This is a genomic window from Burkholderia cenocepacia (genome assembly GCF_900446215.1).
GTDB classification, from domain to species: domain Bacteria; phylum Pseudomonadota; class Gammaproteobacteria; order Burkholderiales; family Burkholderiaceae; genus Burkholderia; species Burkholderia cenocepacia.
In genome coordinates, this window is the sequence record NZ_UAQZ01000017.1 from 138,923 (window position 1) to 155,943 (window position 17,021).

Here is a 17,021-nt window from a genome sequence, read left to right on the forward strand (position 1 = left end):
TCGCGGCCGTCAGTTCACCGGGCGGCGCTCGACGATGCGCTTGAGCACCCAGCGGATCGACGAACCGTCGGCCGGCGGCTGCGCGACGCGATATTCGTCGACTTCGAGCGTGTACAGGTAGCCGGGCTGGTACGCAAAGCCTTCGATACCCGCGTACCACAGGCTCCACGGCTCGCCCGGGCTGCTGCGCACCTGCAGGCACTCCATCGGCGCGACGCCCGTGCAGCGCGCGGACTGCGGCGCGACGTAGACGGTCCGGGTCACGGGCTTGCCGTCGGCCGGGCGGGCCGCGGCCGGCGCGGTGGCCGCCATATCGGTCTGGCATCCGGCGAGGAGCGTGCTGCCGGCAAGGATGGCCGCGCCAAGCAGCGTTCGGGAGGGGCGAATCATCTGATGTTCCTCTGGGAGCGTTGGAGGGCCGATTAGACGAGCCGCCCGGCGCGAAAGTTCACAACTACCTTACAAAACCGGTTCGACCACCCTCATTTATGGGATGTCGCGCGCGCGCCGATACGTTACCGTGTTCCGGTTCCGCTCTGCGCAGCCGCCGGCGGTCCGCACGTGCACGCCGAGCGCATCGCGACCCGGCGGCCGCAACAGGAGACAACCCGAATGACCACGGCGACCGCGGCCCTGCCGCCGCATCTTGCCCAGTCGAAACTGACGCTCGAGCAGTTCGACGCCTTGCTCACGAAGATCTACGAAGGCCCGCTCGAGGACGTCCCGTGGGGCGGCGCGCTCGAACAGATCCGCGTGCATCTGCACGCGAACTACGCGACGATGATCCTGCGCTGGCCCGCCAGCGGCCATGCGGGGCTGATGATCAATGCGTCGGAAAACAGCGCGCCGCTGCCGGGCGTCGCGTCGTACAACAGCTACTACTACGCGCTCGACCCGTTCGTGAACCTGCCGACCGATCGCGTCGTCACGGTCGACGAGTTGCTCGGCGCCGGCGTCTGGCGCAACAGCGCGATGTATGCCGAATTCCTGAAGCCGCTCGACGTCGGCCATCTGATGGGCGCCGACCTGCGCACGCACGACGGCGTCGAGTGCCGCTTTCGCGTGTGCCGTTCGCATCGCGACCACGCGTTCTCGGCGACCGACAAGGCCGTGTGCAACGCGCTGCTGCCGCACCTGAAGCGCGCGGTGCGGCTGCACGCGAAGTTCGGGATGGTCGAATCCGAGCGCACGCTGTATGCCAGCACGATCGACCGCATGCTCGTCGGCACCGCGATCCTCGACGAGCGCGGCGCGATCATGAAGACCAATTCCGTCGCCGACGAGATCTTCGCCGAATGCGACGGCCTGCGCGTGCGCGGCGGCGCGCTCGAAGCGTCGTATCCGCTGGAGGACCGCAAGCTGCAGAAGCTGATCCGCCAGGTGCTCGCGGAACGCACGGGCAGCACGCCGTCGGTCGCGCACGCGATCGCGGTGCCGCGCCCGTCCGGCAAGCCGCGGCTCGGCGTGCTGATCCGCGCGGTGCCGCTCAGCGAGTGGTCGGAGGACAATCCGCGCCGGCCGGCGTGCGCGATCTTCATCCGCGATGCCGAGCGCAAGTCGCAGGCGTCGCACGAGATCGTGCGCAAGCTGTTCGACCTGACGCCGGCCGAGACCGCGCTGGCGCTCGCGCTCGTCAACGGACAGACGCTCGAGGAAGCGGCCGACGAGCTGGCGATCAGCAAGAACACCGCGCGCTCGCATCTGCGTGCGATCTTTTCGAAGACGGGTGTCACGCGGCAGGCGACGCTGGTGCGGCTGTTGTTGAACAGCGTGCTGTCGCTGGGGTGAAGCGTTCGCCGCAATGCCGCCACCGCCGAATCCGCCTAGTCCGTTTCAACGTCGAAGCATCGGCGCAGCCCGCCTAACCTGTCCGTCCGACCCGCGCTTCAGGAGACAGGAATGGAACGCTTCGCAGGACAAGTCGCCGTCGTGACCGGCGCGGCGACCGGCATCGGACGCCAGGCCGCGCTGTGCTTCGCCGAAGCCGGCGCGCAGGTCGCGCTGCTGGACACCGCCGTGGCGACCGCGGAAGACACCGCGCACGAGATCGAGCGCCTCGGCGCGAAGGCGATCGTGCTGCGCACCGACGTGTCGCGCGACGCCGACGTGCGCCATGCGATCGACACGACGGTCGACACCTTCGGCCGCCTCGACCTCGCGTTCAACAACGCGGGCATCGCGCCGCGCGGCGCACCGGCCGCCGAATTCGACGAGGACGAATGGGACCGCACGATCGCGGTCAACCTGAAAGGCGTGTGGCTGTGCATCCGGCACGAATGCCGGCACATGCTGCAATCGGGCGGCGGCGCGATCGTCAACACGTCGTCGATCATGGGGCTCGTCAGCGGCCCCGGGCTCGCCGCGTATTCGGCGTCGAAAAGCGGTGTCGTCGGCCTCACGAAAGCGGTGGCGCTCGACTATGCGAGCCGCGGCATTCGCGTGAACGCCGTGTGCCCCGGCGGCATCGCGAACACGGCGATCACCGACCGGCCGGACAACCGCGCCGACATGGCGCGGCTGATGCAGGCCACGCCGATGACACGGCTCGGCGAGCCGCGCGACGTCGCGGAAACGGTGATGTGGCTGTGCTCGCCCGCCGCACGCTTCGTGACCGGCCAGGCGATCGCCGTCGACGGCGGCTTCACCGTGTGGTGATCGTGTACCATCGGCGCTTCCCGATACGCTTTGGCGCGCTGCCTTCGTCCGCCCGGCCACGCCCGCGCGGTTCGCGCAGCGCGTTTCCTTCGCATGACCTCATCCGCTTCGTCCGACGACACCGCGCTGCGCCCGCTGCCGATCGATACGCTGGCCGTGCCGGCCGCGCTCGACGGACGCACGGGCACCAACCGCTCGGGCAGCGCGCACCCGCAGATCGCCGCGACCCATGACCTCGACGCCGTGCGCGCCTGGCTCGCGCGCTTCGTCGATACGCCGGCCACGTTCCAGAACTACCGCAAGGAAGCCGAGCGCCTGCTGCTGTGGGCCGTGATCGCGTGCGGCAAGCCGCTGTCGTCGCTCACGCACGAGGATCTCGTCGTGTACCGGCAATTCCTGCTCGCGCCCGCGCCGGCCGAGCTGTGGTGCGCGAACGGCGGCCGCAAGCATCCGCGCGACGATCCGCGCTGGCGGCCGTTTTACGGGCCGCTGTCGGCAGCCAGCCAGCGGCAGGCGCTGGTGATCCTGAACGTGATGTTCTCGTGGCTCGTGCAGGCCGGCTATCTGGCCGGCAATCCGCTCGCGTTGTCGCGGCAGCGGCAACGCCGGCCCGCGCCGCGCGTCACGCGCCATCTCGGGCAGCCGCTGTGGCAAGCGGTGAAGGATGCGATCGCCGCGATGCCGCGCGACGATGCGCGCGCCCGCTTCCATGCGGATCGCGCGCGCTGGCTGTTCACGTTGCTGTATCTCGGCGGGCTGCGCATCACCGAAGCGGCCGATACGACGATGGGCCGGTTCTTCTGCCGCCGCGATGCGGACGGGCACGAACGCTGGTGGCTCGACGTGACGGGCAAAGGCGGCCGGCAGCGGCTCGTGCCGGCCACCGACGAGATGATGACCGAGCTGGCGCGCTACCGGCGTGCGCACGGCCTGCCCGCGCTGCCGGTCGACGGCGAGCCGACGCCGCTCGTGCTGCCGGTCGGCCAGGCGCGCAAGCCGCTCACGCGTGCGGCGCTGCACCGGATCGTGAAGCAGGTGTTCCGGCACGCGGCCGACCGGCTGCGCGCGAACGGCGAAGCCGGCGAGCACGCGGCGCGCGTGCTCGAACAGGCGTCCGCGCACTGGCTGCGTCACAGCGCGGGCTCGCACATGGCCGACGGCCGCGTCGATCTGCGGCTCGTGCGCGACAACCTCGGCCATGTGTCGCTCACGACGACGAGCCAGTATCTTCACGCGGACGACGACTGGCGCCATCGCGAGACGCAAGCGAAGCACCGGATCGGGTGGGACTAGACTGCGTTGCGCCGCTCGACGGACGAGGTCGATCCCGCCGAGATCCGCCGGAGCAAGCGGCACTTCGCATCGCCGCTTGCTCCGGCGCGTCGATCCCGCCGCGTGACACGTCGACACGCTTGCCGTGTCAGTACACCGCCACCCAGTGCCCGGGCACCCACGCCCAGTGATTGCCGGCCCACCGGTAATGCCCCCTGGCCCAGCGATAGCCGGGTGCGGGCGGCGGCGGCGCCACCTCGGCGACGGGCGCGGGCTGCGGCGGCCGCACGGGCTCGACCACGCACGCGGACATCAGCACGGCGCTCGCGCTCACCAGCATGGCGAGCGAAACAGACCGGATCTTCATTGTCGATGCTCCCTGTTGTGTCATCGGTTGTCGGCCGATCGCGGCGACACGACGCGTCACGCGGCTGCGCGAATCAGGCCGCTCATCGGCCGTGCCGCACCGCTTTCCGCGAACAGCGCGGATGCGGTGCGGCGCGGGTCGAGCCGCAGGCTGTCGGCGGCGGCGCCCGCGATCAGCGCATCGAGCGACGCAGTCGGCTTCAGGTCGCGCCCTTCGTACAGGTCGCCCGGCCGTAGCCCCGGCCAGTCGGCGATCACGCGGCCGCCTGCCACCGCGCCGCCCGCGAGCATCGCGACCGACGCCTGCCCGTGATCGGTGCCGCCCGTGCCGTTCACCGCGGCCGTGCGGCCGAACTCGGTCGCGACCAGCACCGTGGTCTGCTGCCACGCGGGCCCGAGGCCGTCGCGCAGCGCGGCGAGCATCGTGTCGAGCGCCTTCAACTGATTCGCGAGCCGCGCGTTCTGCGCGCTATGGGTATCCCAGCCGCCCGTCTCGATCATCGCGATCCGCGGGCCGTCGTCGCGCGCGAGAAACGTCGCGGCGAGCTTGCCGACGCCGGCCGGGTCCTGTCGCGCATGCGCGTCGCCGGCGAGGCCGCGTGCTTCCATCGCGGATTGCCACAACGGGCCGAGCTGCGCATCGGCTTCGTAGAGCGCCGACACGCGCGTGAGCAGATCGTCCGGCGCGGCCGGCAAACCGGATGGCGCATACGACGCGGCCTGCACCGCGCCGCGCAGCGCGAGCGGTACGGTCGGCGCGAACGCGATTGCGTCGTCGCGCGTCGCCGGCAGCAGCGCGGCGAGCCGGTTCAGCCAGCCGTCCTTGACCTGGTACGGTGCCCGGCCGCCCGTTTCGAGCACGTTCTGGCCGTCGAAATGCGAGCGGTCGCGATACGGCGACGCGATCGCATGGACGAACAGCGCCTGACCGTCGCGGTACATCTGCGCGGTTTGCGCGAGCGACGGATGCAGCGCGAACGTGCCGTCGAGCCGCGTCGCGGCCGTCGTGTCGATCGCGAGCGGGCCGCGCAGCGACGCATACGCGGGCTCCGCATACGGGACGACGATGTTCAGGCCGTCGGCCGCGCCGCGCTGGATCACGAACACGAAGCGCCGGTCGGTCTCGACATTCGCGAACACGAGCCGCGGCGCGACGAGCATCGCGCCCGCGCCGGCCGCGGCCACACTGAGGAATCGTCGGCGGGACAGTGCCATGGTCATCTCCGTTGGAAATCGGGCGAAACGAGCAGCAGTGCGAGCGACGTCGTCGCGCTTTCGGCGCGCGCGAGCGCGGTCGCGGTCGGCGCGCTCAGCGAACCGGCGAGCAGCGTGTTGCCGAGCGTGCGCGGATCGAGCCGGTCGCCCGTGCGTGCGGCCAGACGCTGCGCGATCTCGACGCGGCGCACCAGCGCATCGGGCGCGGCCCAGCTCGCGGCGACGTCGTCGTAGCCGGCCGGCGAACCCGGCCGCCACACCGGCTGGCCGAGCTGGGCGAGCAGCGGCGCGGCCTTGAGATCACCGGTGTCGCGCCAGCCGAGCCCGCGCAGCGACGACACGGCCCACTCCCACGGCGTCTTGAACTTGCGGTTGACCGGCGACCACGCGTCGGGCGCGTCGACGAGCGCGCGATAGACGGTCGGCAGGTCGCCGCCGCTCGCATCGAAGGCGCGCGCGAGCCGCTCGGTCAGCGCGGGCGGCGGATTGTCGGCGACGACATGACGGGCGAGCTGGAACGCGATGTGTCGGCCGGTCGCCGACGATCGCGCGAGGTCGCGCAGGATCGCGCGCGCCTGCGCTTCACCCGGTTGATCGTAGGTGCGGCCCATCACCGTGCGCGTGCCGGGTTCGTGCAGATTCGGCCGGAACACGAATGCGCCCGGCGCCGCATCGCCCGGTTGCGCCCCGCGCCTGCCGGCGATGCTCCAGCCGGTCAGTGCGCGGGCGAATTCCGTCACGTCGGCCTGCGTGTAACCGGTGCGCACGCCGAGCGTGTGCAGCTCCATGATTTCGCGTGCGAGGTTCTCGTTGAGCCCGCGCTTCGCGGACGGATCGCGTGCCTGCGCACGCAGTGCGGCCGGGCTGTCGGGACCGACCGAGCGCGCCTGGTCGAGGAACACCTGCATCGCGGGATGCTGCTCGACGGCGACGAGCATGTCCTCGAAACGGCCGAGCACGTGCGGACGGATCGCGTCGCGTTCGAATGCGCCCGCGTAAGCGGCCACCTGCCCCTTGTCGACCGACACCGCGAAATGATTCGCCCAGAAATGCACGAGACGCTCGACGAACGGCGTGGACGTGTTCAGCGCGCTGTTCATGCGCGCGGCGACGGCGCCGCGATACGCGTCGTAGCCGTCGCGGCGGATCGATTGCGCGGTGGCACGCTTCGCGGCCGCGTCGTCGCCCGTCGTCGCGTTGCGGGTGTTCGCGAAGCGCGTGGCGAGCGTGACCGCGTCCGGCTCGCCGGCCCATGCGGCGGGTCGCGCATCGTAGCGGTCGAACTGGGCGAGCAATGCGGCCTTCGGGTCGGCGGGCGGGGCTTCGTCGGCGCGCGCGCCGAGACCGAAGCGGTTCAGCGCGATCGCGGCCGGCGTGGCGTCGTTCGGGTGCTCCATGACGGGCTCTCTTGCAGTGCGTATTCACGTTCAACGCAAGCACGCCGGGAAATCCGTCGCGGGGCGGGAAAATATTTTTTGCTGTGGAAGCGCCGGGCGGAAATCGCGCAACACGGCGGCGTGGATCGTCAGCGGACAACGACCGCGCGATTCGCCGGAACCGGCGCACGCATGACGCACGAGCGGCGCGCAGATCGCGCGCCGCCCACGCGCGGCTTACTCGCTCGTCGAGGCGTCCGGTTTCTTCTGCAGCCTCGGCGGCAAACGCCAGTTGCCGCTGTGCTGCAACCCGTCGACGAACTTCGCGCGCTCGTCGGGCGTCAGCGTCGCCGCGAAATCGACGACGCTGCGCTCGACCTGCGCACGCATCGCAGTGTCGGCCGCGCGCGTGCGGTCGAGCGCCGCATCGATCGCCGCGCGATCGAGTTGCGGCGCGGCGAGCAGGTCCAGCACGGTGATCCGGCCGTCGCGCCCTTCGCGCGCGAAGTCGCGACCGCTCTTGCGAGCCGCCTTCAGCGCCGCGGCGAATTCGCGCTGCCGCGCATCGGGCAAGCCGTCCGCCGCGAAACGCAACGCGGTGCGCGATGCGGGCGCGCCCGCCGCGTGCCCGTCGCGGTGAGTCGAGAACCATTGATACGCGCCGCCGCCGATCGCGCCGAGCATGAACACGTTCAGCACGACCGAGCCGACGAGGGTGAATTTCCAGCCGCGTTCGGTCATTCGTCACTCCCGTCCACGCTCGGACCGCCAAACGTCGTCGTCAGATAGCCCGGCTCGTGCTGCGCCGGCGACGCGCTGCCGAGCATCAGCATCGACACGGCCACCGCCCCCGCGAGCGCGCCGGCCAGGCCGACGCCCGCGAACGCCGCGCCCGACCACCATACGGCGCCGCGCCGGCGGGCGCGCTGCGGCGCGGGCGCCGTCGCGACGATGCGCTCGACGAGCGCCGGCGCCGGAGGCGCGACCGTGTCGTACGCGAGCCACGCATCGAGGTCGGCCGCATCGTCGAGCGCCAGCAGCGCTTCGCGCGGGTTCGCGTGCGCCCACGCCTCGGCGGCCGCGCGCTCGCCGGCCGGCCAGCGCCGCGCGTCCGAGCCGTACGCGGCGACGATGGTACGAAATCGTTCGGGTGTCATCGCTTGTCCTCGCTAGGTGGGTCGCCGGCCAGTTGCGCGCGCAGGTTGCGCCGCGCACGGGCGAGCAGGCTTTCCAGCGCATCGACGGTGATGCCCATCAGGTTGGCCGCTTCCACGTTCGACATGTCCTGATAGTACTGGAGCACCAGCGCTTCCCGCTGCCTCGGCGGCAACGCGGCCAGCGCCTGCCGCACGCGCGCATCGCGCGAACGCAGTTCCGCATGCGCGGCCGGCTCCGGTTGCGTGTCGGGCACGTCGGGTAGCGTATCGACGGGCGCCTCGCGCCGGCCGCGCAACCGGTCGTAGCACAGGTTCAGCACGACGCGATGCAGCCACGTGTCGAAGCGCGCTTCGCCTTCGCGCCAGCGCGGCGCCTGGTTCCAGATTCGCAAGAACGTCTCCTGTGCGACGTCCTCGGCTTCGCTCCGGTCGCCGAGCATGCGCGTCGCCAACGCGAGCAGCCGCGGCAGCTTGCGCGCGACGAGCACGCGCACCGCCGACGCATCGCGCGCGCCGACGCGTGCGACGAGTTCCGCGTCCGGATCGCGGTCGCCGCGATCGCTCAACGCCGCCTGCTCCGTCGCGCGGCGCGTGCGCGCCGCACTGTCACGGCGGCGGGACCCGCCGCCCGGCTGAAGCTCATCGTCGTGCTCTCCTTGCATGCGTCGGGCCATCGCCGGACGGCGCCATGCCGACGGTGCGTCGACGCCGCGCGCGTCGCGCCCGGCATCGCACACGGTGCCGGCCGAGCCGGATTCATCGACATCCGGTTCGCGCCGCATGTCGATCCTTGCAGCCCGCCACGCGAGCGTGGGCCGGCGCGCTCAATATACGACGACCGGCGCGGGCCGGTAATACACCGGACGGGCCGGCACCACGACGCAGCCGGCCAGCGCGATCGCCGCGGCCGCCAGTATCACGATGATTCGAAAAGGCATCGCTTCGACTCATGATGTTGCGTGAAAAATCCGCTGCGCCGGCATCGCGTGCCGCGCGGCGGCCTGCACGTCAGGCCCAGTGGCCCGGCACCCAGCGCCAGGCCGGGCCGCGCGCGGCCCAGTGTCCGGGCACCCAGTGGTAACCGACCCGCACCACTTGCCAGTGGCCCGGAATCCACACGTAGCGGCCCTGCCGCCAGTGCCAGTGGCCCTGATCCCATACGTAACCGGCACGCGGCGCCGGCATGACTTCGACGCGCGGCGGCGGCGGCGCGTAAGGCGCGACGATGACGGCCTGCGCGAATACGGCGGACGTCGCGAGCGCAGCCAGGCATCCGACGGCCAATCGCAATGGAACGGAAAGTTTCATGAAAGACTCCGAAATAACGGGCATCGACCGGAAGCGGTCGTTCATGCGTTAAACGGAGCGGACGGGAGAAATCCGTCGCGGTATCGGCAAATAAATTTCGGAGAAAGTGAACGGGCGCGGGAGCGGACCGGCGGCCACGACGCGCGCCTCTGCACATCGGCGGCCGCAGGCGCAGGGTTGCGGCACTGTCACAACGCGGCAAAACTGCCCTTCGACAATGCACGCGACCGGGATCCCGCTCGTTTCCGGCCCACGCCCCGGCCGTGCGCGCGCATGGCCGCGCGGTTCCGCGTCTCGCGCCCCATCAACGAAAAACACCGACCATGTCGAACCAGGACACTCTCCCTGACCAGCCGAACGAGCCGGCCGCCTCCGTGTCGCGTCGCGGCTTCCTGAAACTCGCCGGCGTCTCCGGCCTCGCCACCGCCGCCGGCGGGCTCGCGGCAGCCCGCGCCGCCGCGTCGAACCCGGACGGCACGCCCGAGCAGGTTCACCTGACGTGGGGCAACGACCCGACGTCCGAAGTCGTGATCTCGTGGGCGTCGCTCGCACCGGCCGTCAATCCGCGCGCGCGCATCGTCGCCGACGGCGAGCCGGCGCGCACCGTGCATGGCGTCCAGCGCCTGTACACCGACGGCCTGAACGGCGAGACCGTGTTCGCGTACCACGCGCGCGTGCACGGGCTGAAGCCGGATACGCGCTACCGCTACGAGATCACGGCCGACAACGACGGCAATGCGGCACAGCCGTTCTCCGCGCACTTTTCGACCGCGCCGCGCGGCCGGGCGCCGTTCCGTTTCACGAGCTACGGCGATCTCGCGACGCCCAACGGCGCGTGGGTGCTGTCGTCGCCGCAAAGCCGCTTCGCGGTGCAGGCCGTCGAGCAGTTCCAGCCGCTGTTCCACCTGCTGAACGGCGACCTCTGCTACGCGAACCTGAACCCCGCGCACCAGCCCGAGGTGTGGCGCGATTTCGGCAACAACAACCAGACGTCGGCCGCGAATCGCCCGTGGATGCCATGCCCCGGCAATCACGAGATCGAGTTCAACAACGGTCCGCAGGGGCTCGACTCGTATCTCGCCCGCTATACGCTGCCGGAGAACGGCACGCATTTCCCCGGCCGCTGGTACAGCTTCCGCGTGAGCTCCGTGCTGTTCGTGTCGCTCGACGCCGACGACGTCGTGTACCAGGACGCCGCCGCGTTCGTCGGCGGCCCCGCGCCGCTCGTGCCGGCCGCGAGCACCGGTCGCCCGCCGATCGAGCCCGGCACGTCGTTCTACGTGCGCGGCTACAGCAACGGCGAGCAGACGCGCTGGCTCGAACGTACGCTGCGTCACGCCGCGCATGACGACGATATCGACTGGATCGTCGTGCAGATGCACCAGGACGCGCTCAGTTCGTCGAAGACAGGCAACGGGTCCGACAAGGGCATTCGCGAAGCGTGGCTGCCGCTGTTCGATCGTTACGGCGTCGATCTCGTGCTGTGCGGCCACGATCACGACTACGAGCGCAGCTATCCGGTGCGCGGCTGCAATCACCGCGCGGGCGTCGACGCGAAAACCGGCGAAGTGGTCGAAACGCTGCAGCCGCGCCCGGTCGGCTCGAACGATCCGAACCGTACGACGTTCGACACGAGCCACGGCACGATCCACCTGATCCTCGGCGGCGGCGGCACCAGCGCGCCGCTCGACGTGTACGGCGAAAACCCGTCGACCGGCTTTGCGCAGGCGAAGGTGTTCACGAAGCCGAACCGGCCGGTGCCCGGCACCGCGCCGAACACGTTCGTGCGCCAGCCGGCCGATGCGCTCGAGGATGCGATCTGGTCCGCGCGCCGCGATACGGGCACCGGCTACGGGATCGCGGTGTTCGACCACGATCCGGGCAAGCCGGGCGGCCACACGACGATCACGATGCGCTACTACCACGCGCCGGGCGCCGACCAGCACCCGACCGCGCAGTACGAGCTGTTCGAGACGATCGAACTGAGCAAGAAGCGGCACGAGCGGTGACCGGACGGGCGCCCGCTGCGGCGGGCGTCTCACGCTTCGATCGCCCGGCTCGTTGCGCGCGCAACGTGACGGGGCGATCAGGATGCCGCGATTCGCGAAGTACCGGTCGAACATCGCGCGCGGCATCGCCACGTTTTGCTGCGTGCGCACGTCGAACCCGGACGGGTTGTGGAACAGCCAGTCGCCCGTGTCGCGGTTGGTGCCGAACACGAGGACCCGATGCCGGCCACGCGACGGCGGCCCGAAACCGTCGTGCCGGATGACAAGGCGGCCCTCTCTTGGTGGTTTCGTGAAGCCGGCACGCGGACGTCGACACGGTGAGCTTCGCCGACCCGGCGGACCCCGGCGGCAATTCCTCGAGTACTCGGCCGAATTCGACCTGAAGCGCATCGTGCTAGAGTGCGGCGGCAAGAATCCGGCGCTCGTGCTGCCCGATGCGCCCGATCTCGACGCGGTCGCGCAGCCGATCGTCGACGGCGCGTTCCGGAGCATGGCGGGCACTGCCCGGCGCCGTCGCGTCATCCGAAATCGAATTGGCATGTTGAAACAGGCAGCAAGCATGAAACGCAAGAACAAGGCAACGCTCATCGGGCTCGGTGCGGTGCTGTTATGGGCCTCGGTGGTCGCGCTCGTTCGCGGCGTCAGCGAAAGCCTCGGCGCGACCGGCGGCGCGGCGATGATCTATACGGTGGCGTCCGTGCTTCTGCTGTTCTCGATCGGCTTCCCCGACCTGAGCCGATTCCCGAAAAACTACCTGCTGTGGGGCGGGCTGCTGTTCGTGTCGTACGAGCTGTGCCTGTCGCTGTCGATCGGCTATGCGAGCAACGGTCGGCAGGCGATCGAAGTCGCGATGGTCAACTATCTGTGGCCGAGTCTCACGCTGATCGCCGCCATCGCGTTCAACCAGCAGCGCGCGAACCTGCTGGTCGTGCCCGGCGTCCTGCTGTCGATGCTCGGCATCTGCCGGGTGCTCGGCGGCGACCAGGGGCTTGATCCGGCCGGCATGCTGCGCAACGTCGCGGACAATCCGCTCAGCTACGGGCTGGCGTTCGTCGGCGCGCTGATCTGGGCCGGCTATTGCACGGTCACCGCGCGCATCGCCGACGGCAAGAACGGCGTCACGCCGTTCTTCATGCTGGTGGCCGCGGTGCTCTGGATCAAGTTCGCGATCGAAGGCGGCGGCGGCATGACGTTCAGTTTGCACGCGGTCGGGTATCTCGTGCTGGCGGCGTCGGCGCTCGGCTTCGGCTATGCGGCCTGGAACACCGGCATCATGCACGGCAACGTGACGGTCATCGTCGGCGCGTCGTATTTCACGCCGGTGCTCGCCGCCGCCGTCGCCGCCACGCTGCTGCACGCGCCGCTGTCGGCCGAGTTCTGGCAAGGCGCGTCGATGGTATGCGGCGGCTCGATCCTGTGCTGGCTCGCGACGCGCAGCCGCCGTGACAAGGCCAGGCCCGTGCGGATCGCCAGCGAGGCCGACGGTAGCTGCCACGGGTGACGAGGCCCGGTGCCATCGTCAATTTTGCGACTCCAGCGCGATCCGCACGGCCAGCCCGGCCAGCACCGTCCCCATCAGCCAGCGCTGAACCGCCGCCCAGAGCGGCCGCCCCGCGAGAAAACCCGCGATCGAACCGGCCGCGCACGCGATCAGCGCGTTGACGCTGACGCTCACCGCGATCTGCACGCAGCCGAGCGCCAGCGATTGCGCGAACACGCTGCCGTGCCCCGGCACGATGAACTGCGGCAGCAACGACAGATACATCACCGCGATCTTCGGGTTCGCGAGGTTCGTGACGAAGCCCATCGTGAACAGCCTCGCGCGGCTGTCGTGCGGCAACTGCCGGACCTGGAACGCGGAGCGCCCGCCCGGCTTCAGCGCCTGCCACGCCAGGTACGCCAGATACAGCGCGCCGGCAACGCGCAGCGCATCGTACGCATACGGCACGGTCATCACCAGCGCGGTGATGCCCACGGCCGCGCACACCATGTAGAACACGAATCCCAGCGCGACGCCGCCGAGCGACACCAGGCCGGCGCGGCGGCCCTGGCAGATCGAGCGCGAAACCAGATAGATCATGTTCGGCCCGGGCGTCAGCACCATGCCGAGCGACACGAGTCCGAACGCAAACAGGGTGGGCAAGGCTGGCACGGCGCACTCCTTCAGGGCAACGATCACGAGGTCAGAACAATGTATTGCATGTTGACCTTCGCCATCGTGAATAAACTGCAAGCGCCCCATGAGCGCCGTTCATCGTGTCCGCCCGTCGCTATCTGCCCTTTTTCGCACGGGTCCGGACCGTCTTTTCCGCCTTCGCGCGTTGCGCGTCGACGAGCCGTACGAACGCGTCGGTGACCGCGTTGCCGGCGGTATTCCACGCCAGTCGCACGGAGCGATGCAGCCGTGGCGACAGCGCCAGCACGCGCCCGCCGAACGGCGTGTACGTGAGCGTGATGCGCGGCACGATCGACACGCCCATGCCGGCCTCCGCCATCGACAGGATCGTGCGCATCTCGACCACGTTGAATGCGGCCCGAAGCGGCGCGCCGCCGCGCGCGAAGTAATCCGCGATCACCGGCCCGCATCCCGCCTTCGAGAAAATGAACGGCGCCGCGGCCAGCTGCCGGGCCGACACGCTCTTGCGGCCGGCGAACATGTCGTCGGCCGCCACCGCGACGAAATCCTCGTCGAGCAGCGGCAGGTGGTGCGCGAACGTATTCGCGCCGGCCACCACGCCGACGTCGGCCGTGCCGTCGTCGAGCCACCCTTCGACTTCGCTGTCCGTGCCTTCGAGCAGCACCGCCGATACGCCCGGGTGCATCTCCTTCAACGCCTCGATGGCGGGAACGACGAACGCCAGCGACACGCTCGGCAGCGACGCAACCACCAGCTTCCCTTCGAGCTTGCCGCGCGACAGGCTGAACTGCTGGCGCAGCATCTGCGCTTCCCGCACCACGCTCTGGACATACGGCCACAGGCGTTCGCCGGCCGCCGTCAGCACGACCGGCTGCCGGTCGCGCCAGAGCAGCTTGACCTGCGTGAGATCCTCCAGCTCCGTCAGCGCATGGCTGATCGCGGATTGACTGCGGCTGAGCCGGTCTGCCGCGGCCGTCAGCGAGCCGAGTTCGACCACGGCAGCGAGGGCCTGCAACTGGGCGAGCGTCATCGGATTTCCTCGTTCGAAGGTATGTATGCCGCGCATGAGACGGCCGATTCACTTGAATTATATTGAACCGGTGCGACGGTCATGCAGCCGACACGCGCACCGCGCCATCCGCGAGCCGAATGCCGGATGCAACGCTCGGGTAAGATGCGTGATCGAACCGCCGCGTCGATGCAGGCGCATCACGCTGCACGACGGGCCGGGCCGCACAACCGGCCGATCAGGTTCGCACCGATCCCGAACACCTTGCGTGCACGATGCACGCGACCGCCACGGGCGCCGTCGACGACGCTCGCTGCCGGCTACGCCGCGACATGCCATTCCATGATGCATTTCAATCTGACTGAAGGGGTGCTGGTCTCCAGCCTGCAGGGGCTCACCGCGTTCGAACTGGCCGGCATCGCCGTCGCGCTGCTGCTCGGCGGGATGGCCAAGGGCATCACCGGCATCGGCGTGCCGCTGATCGCGATGCCGATCCTCAGCCAGTTCCTGCCGATCCGGCATGCGGTGCTGCTGCTGTCGATGCCGATCATCCTCGGCAACATCCCGCAGGCGCTGGAAGGCGGCCAGGTACTCGCGACGGCACGCAAGATCGCGGCCCCGATCGCCGGCACCGTGATCGGCAATGTCGTCGGCGTGGCGATCCTGCTGTCCCTCAATCCCGGTCACGCACAGGCCGCCTCCGGCGCGCTGCTGATCGTGGCCGCGACACTGATGCTCGCGGCGCCGAAGCTCGACCTGCCGCAAGCGTGGCAAAAGCCCGTCGGTTTCGCGCTCGGCTTCGGTGCGGCGCTGATGGAAAGCATCGCATCGGTGCCCGGCCCGCTGCTCGCCACCTACCTGATTTCGTCGGGCGCGACCGGGCGCGTATTCACGAAGCAGATCGCGATCATCCTCGTGGTGTCGATCGTCACGCTGATCACGACGTTCAGCGGCGCGGCGCACGCGAGCGGCGCCGACCTCGCGATCTCGGCGGCCGCCAGCCTGCCGGCGATTGCCGGCATGTGGCTGGTTCGCCCGCTGCGGGACAAGATGTCGCCCCGGATCTTCAGGATGGTCGTCCTGCTGTTCGTGCTCGTCGCGGCGGCGCAGATGATCTGGAAGTCGGGCGTATTTCGGCACGGCGGATCGGCCACGGCCCAGACGGGTGGTGTGCACGCGACCAAGCCGTCGATCGCGCATGCGTTCTGAAAGCTGCCACGCGTAGTATGCGCAGACCACCCGGCGTATCGCTCCGACCGACAGCGCGGACGATACGCGGCCGGCTTTGCTGCACGTACGCTGATACCGATGTCAGCATGGCCATGTCGTCAGAGGCAAGAAATGGAAACGTATGTATTGCTGGGCTGCGGATTGGGCCTTGGCCTGTTGATCGCGATCTGGGGCATCTGGTCGCTCCGCTGACGCGCGGCGGCCCCGTCCGCGCGCAAGGAATCCGTCTGGAGCAGGACGCGAAACCGTCGTGTCGATGAACGGTTCCGGTCGATTTGATTCGCAGTCCGATTCGGCCTGCCATCGCCCGCCTCCGAGCCGTCGGCCATCGCCGCCGCCCGGCACGCAGCCCGTCCGGCCCCGCGCCCTGCTCCATTCCCGAAGACGCGTTAGACTAGTCGGATGGAACAATGCCGTTATTGCCAGAGAATCCGCGATGAATGGGATTGCCACGGCGACGAATGCCGCCGGGCAATCGCCAAGGCGCTGCGCCGGCAGCGCGCCGGCCTGCCGATGGTCCCCGACCGCATCCGCAACGAGCTGCCGTCCGGCGCGCCGACCCAGCAGGTGATCGCCGTCCTGTCCCGCCAGCGCCTGCGCGCGCGGCGCGGCAACGAAGAACGCCGCGAGCGCAAGGAAATCGACGACGACGGGGTCTGATCCGACAGCCTCGCCGCTTCGACGCGATATTCGGCGGCCCTTGCCGCCGCGCGCATGCCCGTGCCCGCCCCTGTTCACGCTCCCGCCAATTGCTTGCAATCCCCGCAATACCGAATGGGGACGGAAGACGTTCGTCTCGAAATTATTACCTCGAGCGCAACGATCTTTCACTCAAACTCGCGTTTACCCTAGGTGAAGCGACGCCTACGATGTAATCAACCGCTGACGACATGGTGTCGAACGCGGAAAGCCAATAAACATCGGAGGTCATCATGAAATCGCTCGTTTCCGCAGTCGTTGCCGCCGCCGCCCTGTCCGCGTCGTTCGGCGCATTCGCCCAAAGCACCGTGACCCGCGCCCAGGTGCGCAATGAACTGGTCCAGCTCGAAAACGCGGGCTACAAGCCCAGCCAGTCGAGCCCGTACTACCCGGCCGACATCCAGGCCGCGCAAGCCCGCGTGCACGGCATCGACAACAGCGGCGCCGGCTCGCAACCGGCCGCGACCGTCGAGGGCGGCGCACCGGTCGTCCGCGCGCAGAACCCGCGCGACTCGGTCTACTTCGGCCACTAAGCCTGCCGCTTCGCACCTGCAGCCCGCCCATGCGACGAGCCCGTCCCGCGACGGG

General features: G+C 69.7%; 18 protein-coding genes and 1 pseudogene. 9 read left to right on the plus strand and 10 right to left on the minus strand.

Going from position 1 to position 17,021, the window contains the following annotated elements:
- Window positions 1-9: 9 nt before the first annotated feature.
- Entirely contained in the window at window positions 10-390 is a 381-nt protein-coding gene (locus DTA15_RS35160; protein WP_012493356.1) for a DUF4377 domain-containing protein, read from the minus strand.
- A gap of 222 nt (window positions 391-612) precedes the next feature.
- Here DTA15_RS35160 and DTA15_RS35165 point away from each other — a divergent pair, with 222 nt between their 5' ends.
- From DTA15_RS35165 to DTA15_RS35175, 3 genes are all read left to right on the plus strand, one after another.
- Window positions 613-1,788 (plus strand): helix-turn-helix transcriptional regulator, encoded by a 1,176-nt coding sequence (locus DTA15_RS35165; RefSeq protein WP_006483696.1) that lies wholly within the window; start codon window positions 613-615, stop codon window positions 1,786-1,788.
- A 111-nt stretch (window positions 1,789-1,899) separates the two neighbouring features.
- A complete protein-coding gene (locus tag DTA15_RS35170) occupies window positions 1,900-2,655 on the plus strand; it encodes an SDR family NAD(P)-dependent oxidoreductase (RefSeq protein WP_006483704.1) in 756 nt (251 codons plus the stop codon).
- A gap of 93 nt (window positions 2,656-2,748) precedes the next feature.
- Window positions 2,749-3,948, plus strand: coding sequence for a tyrosine-type recombinase/integrase (locus DTA15_RS35175; RefSeq protein ID WP_006483703.1), 1,200 nt, complete (start codon window positions 2,749-2,751; stop codon window positions 3,946-3,948).
- Between the two features lie 127 nt (window positions 3,949-4,075).
- On the opposite strand, the gene DTA15_RS35180 is transcribed toward DTA15_RS35175, so the two are convergent.
- The 7 genes from DTA15_RS35180 to DTA15_RS35210 all read right to left on the minus strand — a co-directional run bounded on the left by DTA15_RS35180 (window position 4,076) and on the right by DTA15_RS35210 (window position 9,349).
- Entirely contained in the window at window positions 4,076-4,294 is a 219-nt protein-coding gene (locus DTA15_RS35180; protein WP_006483699.1) for a YXWGXW repeat-containing protein, read from the minus strand.
- 56 nt (window positions 4,295-4,350) lie between these two features.
- On the minus strand, window positions 4,351-5,508 hold the full coding sequence (locus DTA15_RS35185) for a DUF1501 domain-containing protein (protein WP_012493358.1): 1,158 nt from the start codon (window positions 5,506-5,508) through the stop codon (window positions 4,351-4,353).
- A gap of 2 nt (window positions 5,509-5,510) precedes the next feature.
- Window positions 5,511-6,905, minus strand: a complete 1,395-nt coding sequence (locus tag DTA15_RS35190) for a DUF1800 domain-containing protein (protein WP_006483700.1) — start codon at window positions 6,903-6,905, stop codon at window positions 5,511-5,513.
- Between the two features lie 216 nt (window positions 6,906-7,121).
- On the minus strand, window positions 7,122-7,625 hold the full coding sequence (locus DTA15_RS35195; protein WP_006483702.1) for a periplasmic heavy metal sensor: 504 nt from the start codon (window positions 7,623-7,625) through the stop codon (window positions 7,122-7,124).
- Entirely contained in the window at window positions 7,622-8,041 is a 420-nt protein-coding gene (locus DTA15_RS35200) for a hypothetical protein (protein ID WP_006494754.1), read from the minus strand. Before DTA15_RS35200 ends, DTA15_RS35195 begins: the two co-directional genes overlap by 4 nt.
- Window positions 8,038-8,823 carry an RNA polymerase sigma factor gene (locus tag DTA15_RS35205; RefSeq protein ID WP_006486009.1) on the minus strand — a complete coding sequence of 262 codons (786 nt, stop codon included), beginning with the start codon at window positions 8,821-8,823 and terminating at the stop codon, window positions 8,038-8,040. Before DTA15_RS35205 ends, DTA15_RS35200 begins: the two co-directional genes overlap by 4 nt.
- 226 nt (window positions 8,824-9,049) lie before the next feature.
- Window positions 9,050-9,349, minus strand: coding sequence for a YXWGXW repeat-containing protein (locus DTA15_RS35210; RefSeq protein ID WP_006493271.1), 300 nt, complete (start codon window positions 9,347-9,349; stop codon window positions 9,050-9,052).
- A 323-nt stretch (window positions 9,350-9,672) separates the two neighbouring features.
- On the opposite strand from DTA15_RS35210, the gene DTA15_RS35220 reads away from it, so the two are divergent.
- From DTA15_RS35220 to yddG, 3 genes and pseudogenes are all read left to right on the plus strand, one after another.
- Entirely contained in the window at window positions 9,673-11,358 is a 1,686-nt protein-coding gene (locus DTA15_RS35220) for a purple acid phosphatase family protein (RefSeq protein ID WP_006485997.1), read from the plus strand.
- A gap of 259 nt (window positions 11,359-11,617) precedes the next feature.
- A pseudogene (locus DTA15_RS39330) lies at window positions 11,618-11,791 on the plus strand (hypothetical protein); the annotation flags it as partial.
- Between the two features lie 126 nt (window positions 11,792-11,917).
- Window positions 11,918-12,859, plus strand: coding sequence for an aromatic amino acid DMT transporter YddG (gene yddG / locus DTA15_RS38900; protein ID WP_012493359.1), 942 nt, complete (start codon window positions 11,918-11,920; stop codon window positions 12,857-12,859).
- An 18-nt stretch (window positions 12,860-12,877) separates the two neighbouring features.
- On the opposite strand, the gene DTA15_RS35230 is transcribed toward yddG, so the two are convergent.
- Window positions 12,878-13,510 (minus strand): LysE family translocator, encoded by a 633-nt coding sequence (locus DTA15_RS35230; RefSeq protein WP_006485999.1) that lies wholly within the window; start codon window positions 13,508-13,510, stop codon window positions 12,878-12,880.
- A 118-nt stretch (window positions 13,511-13,628) separates the two neighbouring features.
- A complete protein-coding gene (locus DTA15_RS35235) occupies window positions 13,629-14,525 on the minus strand; it encodes a LysR family transcriptional regulator (RefSeq protein ID WP_006486006.1) in 897 nt (298 codons plus the stop codon).
- A gap of 321 nt (window positions 14,526-14,846) precedes the next feature.
- On the opposite strand from DTA15_RS35235, the gene DTA15_RS35240 reads away from it, so the two are divergent.
- From DTA15_RS35240 to DTA15_RS35250, 3 genes are all read left to right on the plus strand, one after another.
- Window positions 14,847-15,713 (plus strand): sulfite exporter TauE/SafE family protein, encoded by an 867-nt coding sequence (locus DTA15_RS35240; RefSeq protein ID WP_043033098.1) that lies wholly within the window; start codon window positions 14,847-14,849, stop codon window positions 15,711-15,713.
- Window positions 15,714-16,136: 423 nt separating this feature from the next.
- Window positions 16,137-16,394, plus strand: a complete 258-nt coding sequence (locus tag DTA15_RS35245; protein ID WP_006478949.1) for a hypothetical protein — start codon at window positions 16,137-16,139, stop codon at window positions 16,392-16,394.
- A gap of 272 nt (window positions 16,395-16,666) precedes the next feature.
- Window positions 16,667-16,966 (plus strand): DUF4148 domain-containing protein, encoded by a 300-nt coding sequence (locus tag DTA15_RS35250; RefSeq protein ID WP_006486001.1) that lies wholly within the window; start codon window positions 16,667-16,669, stop codon window positions 16,964-16,966.
- The last annotated feature ends 55 nt before the right edge of the window (window positions 16,967-17,021 follow it).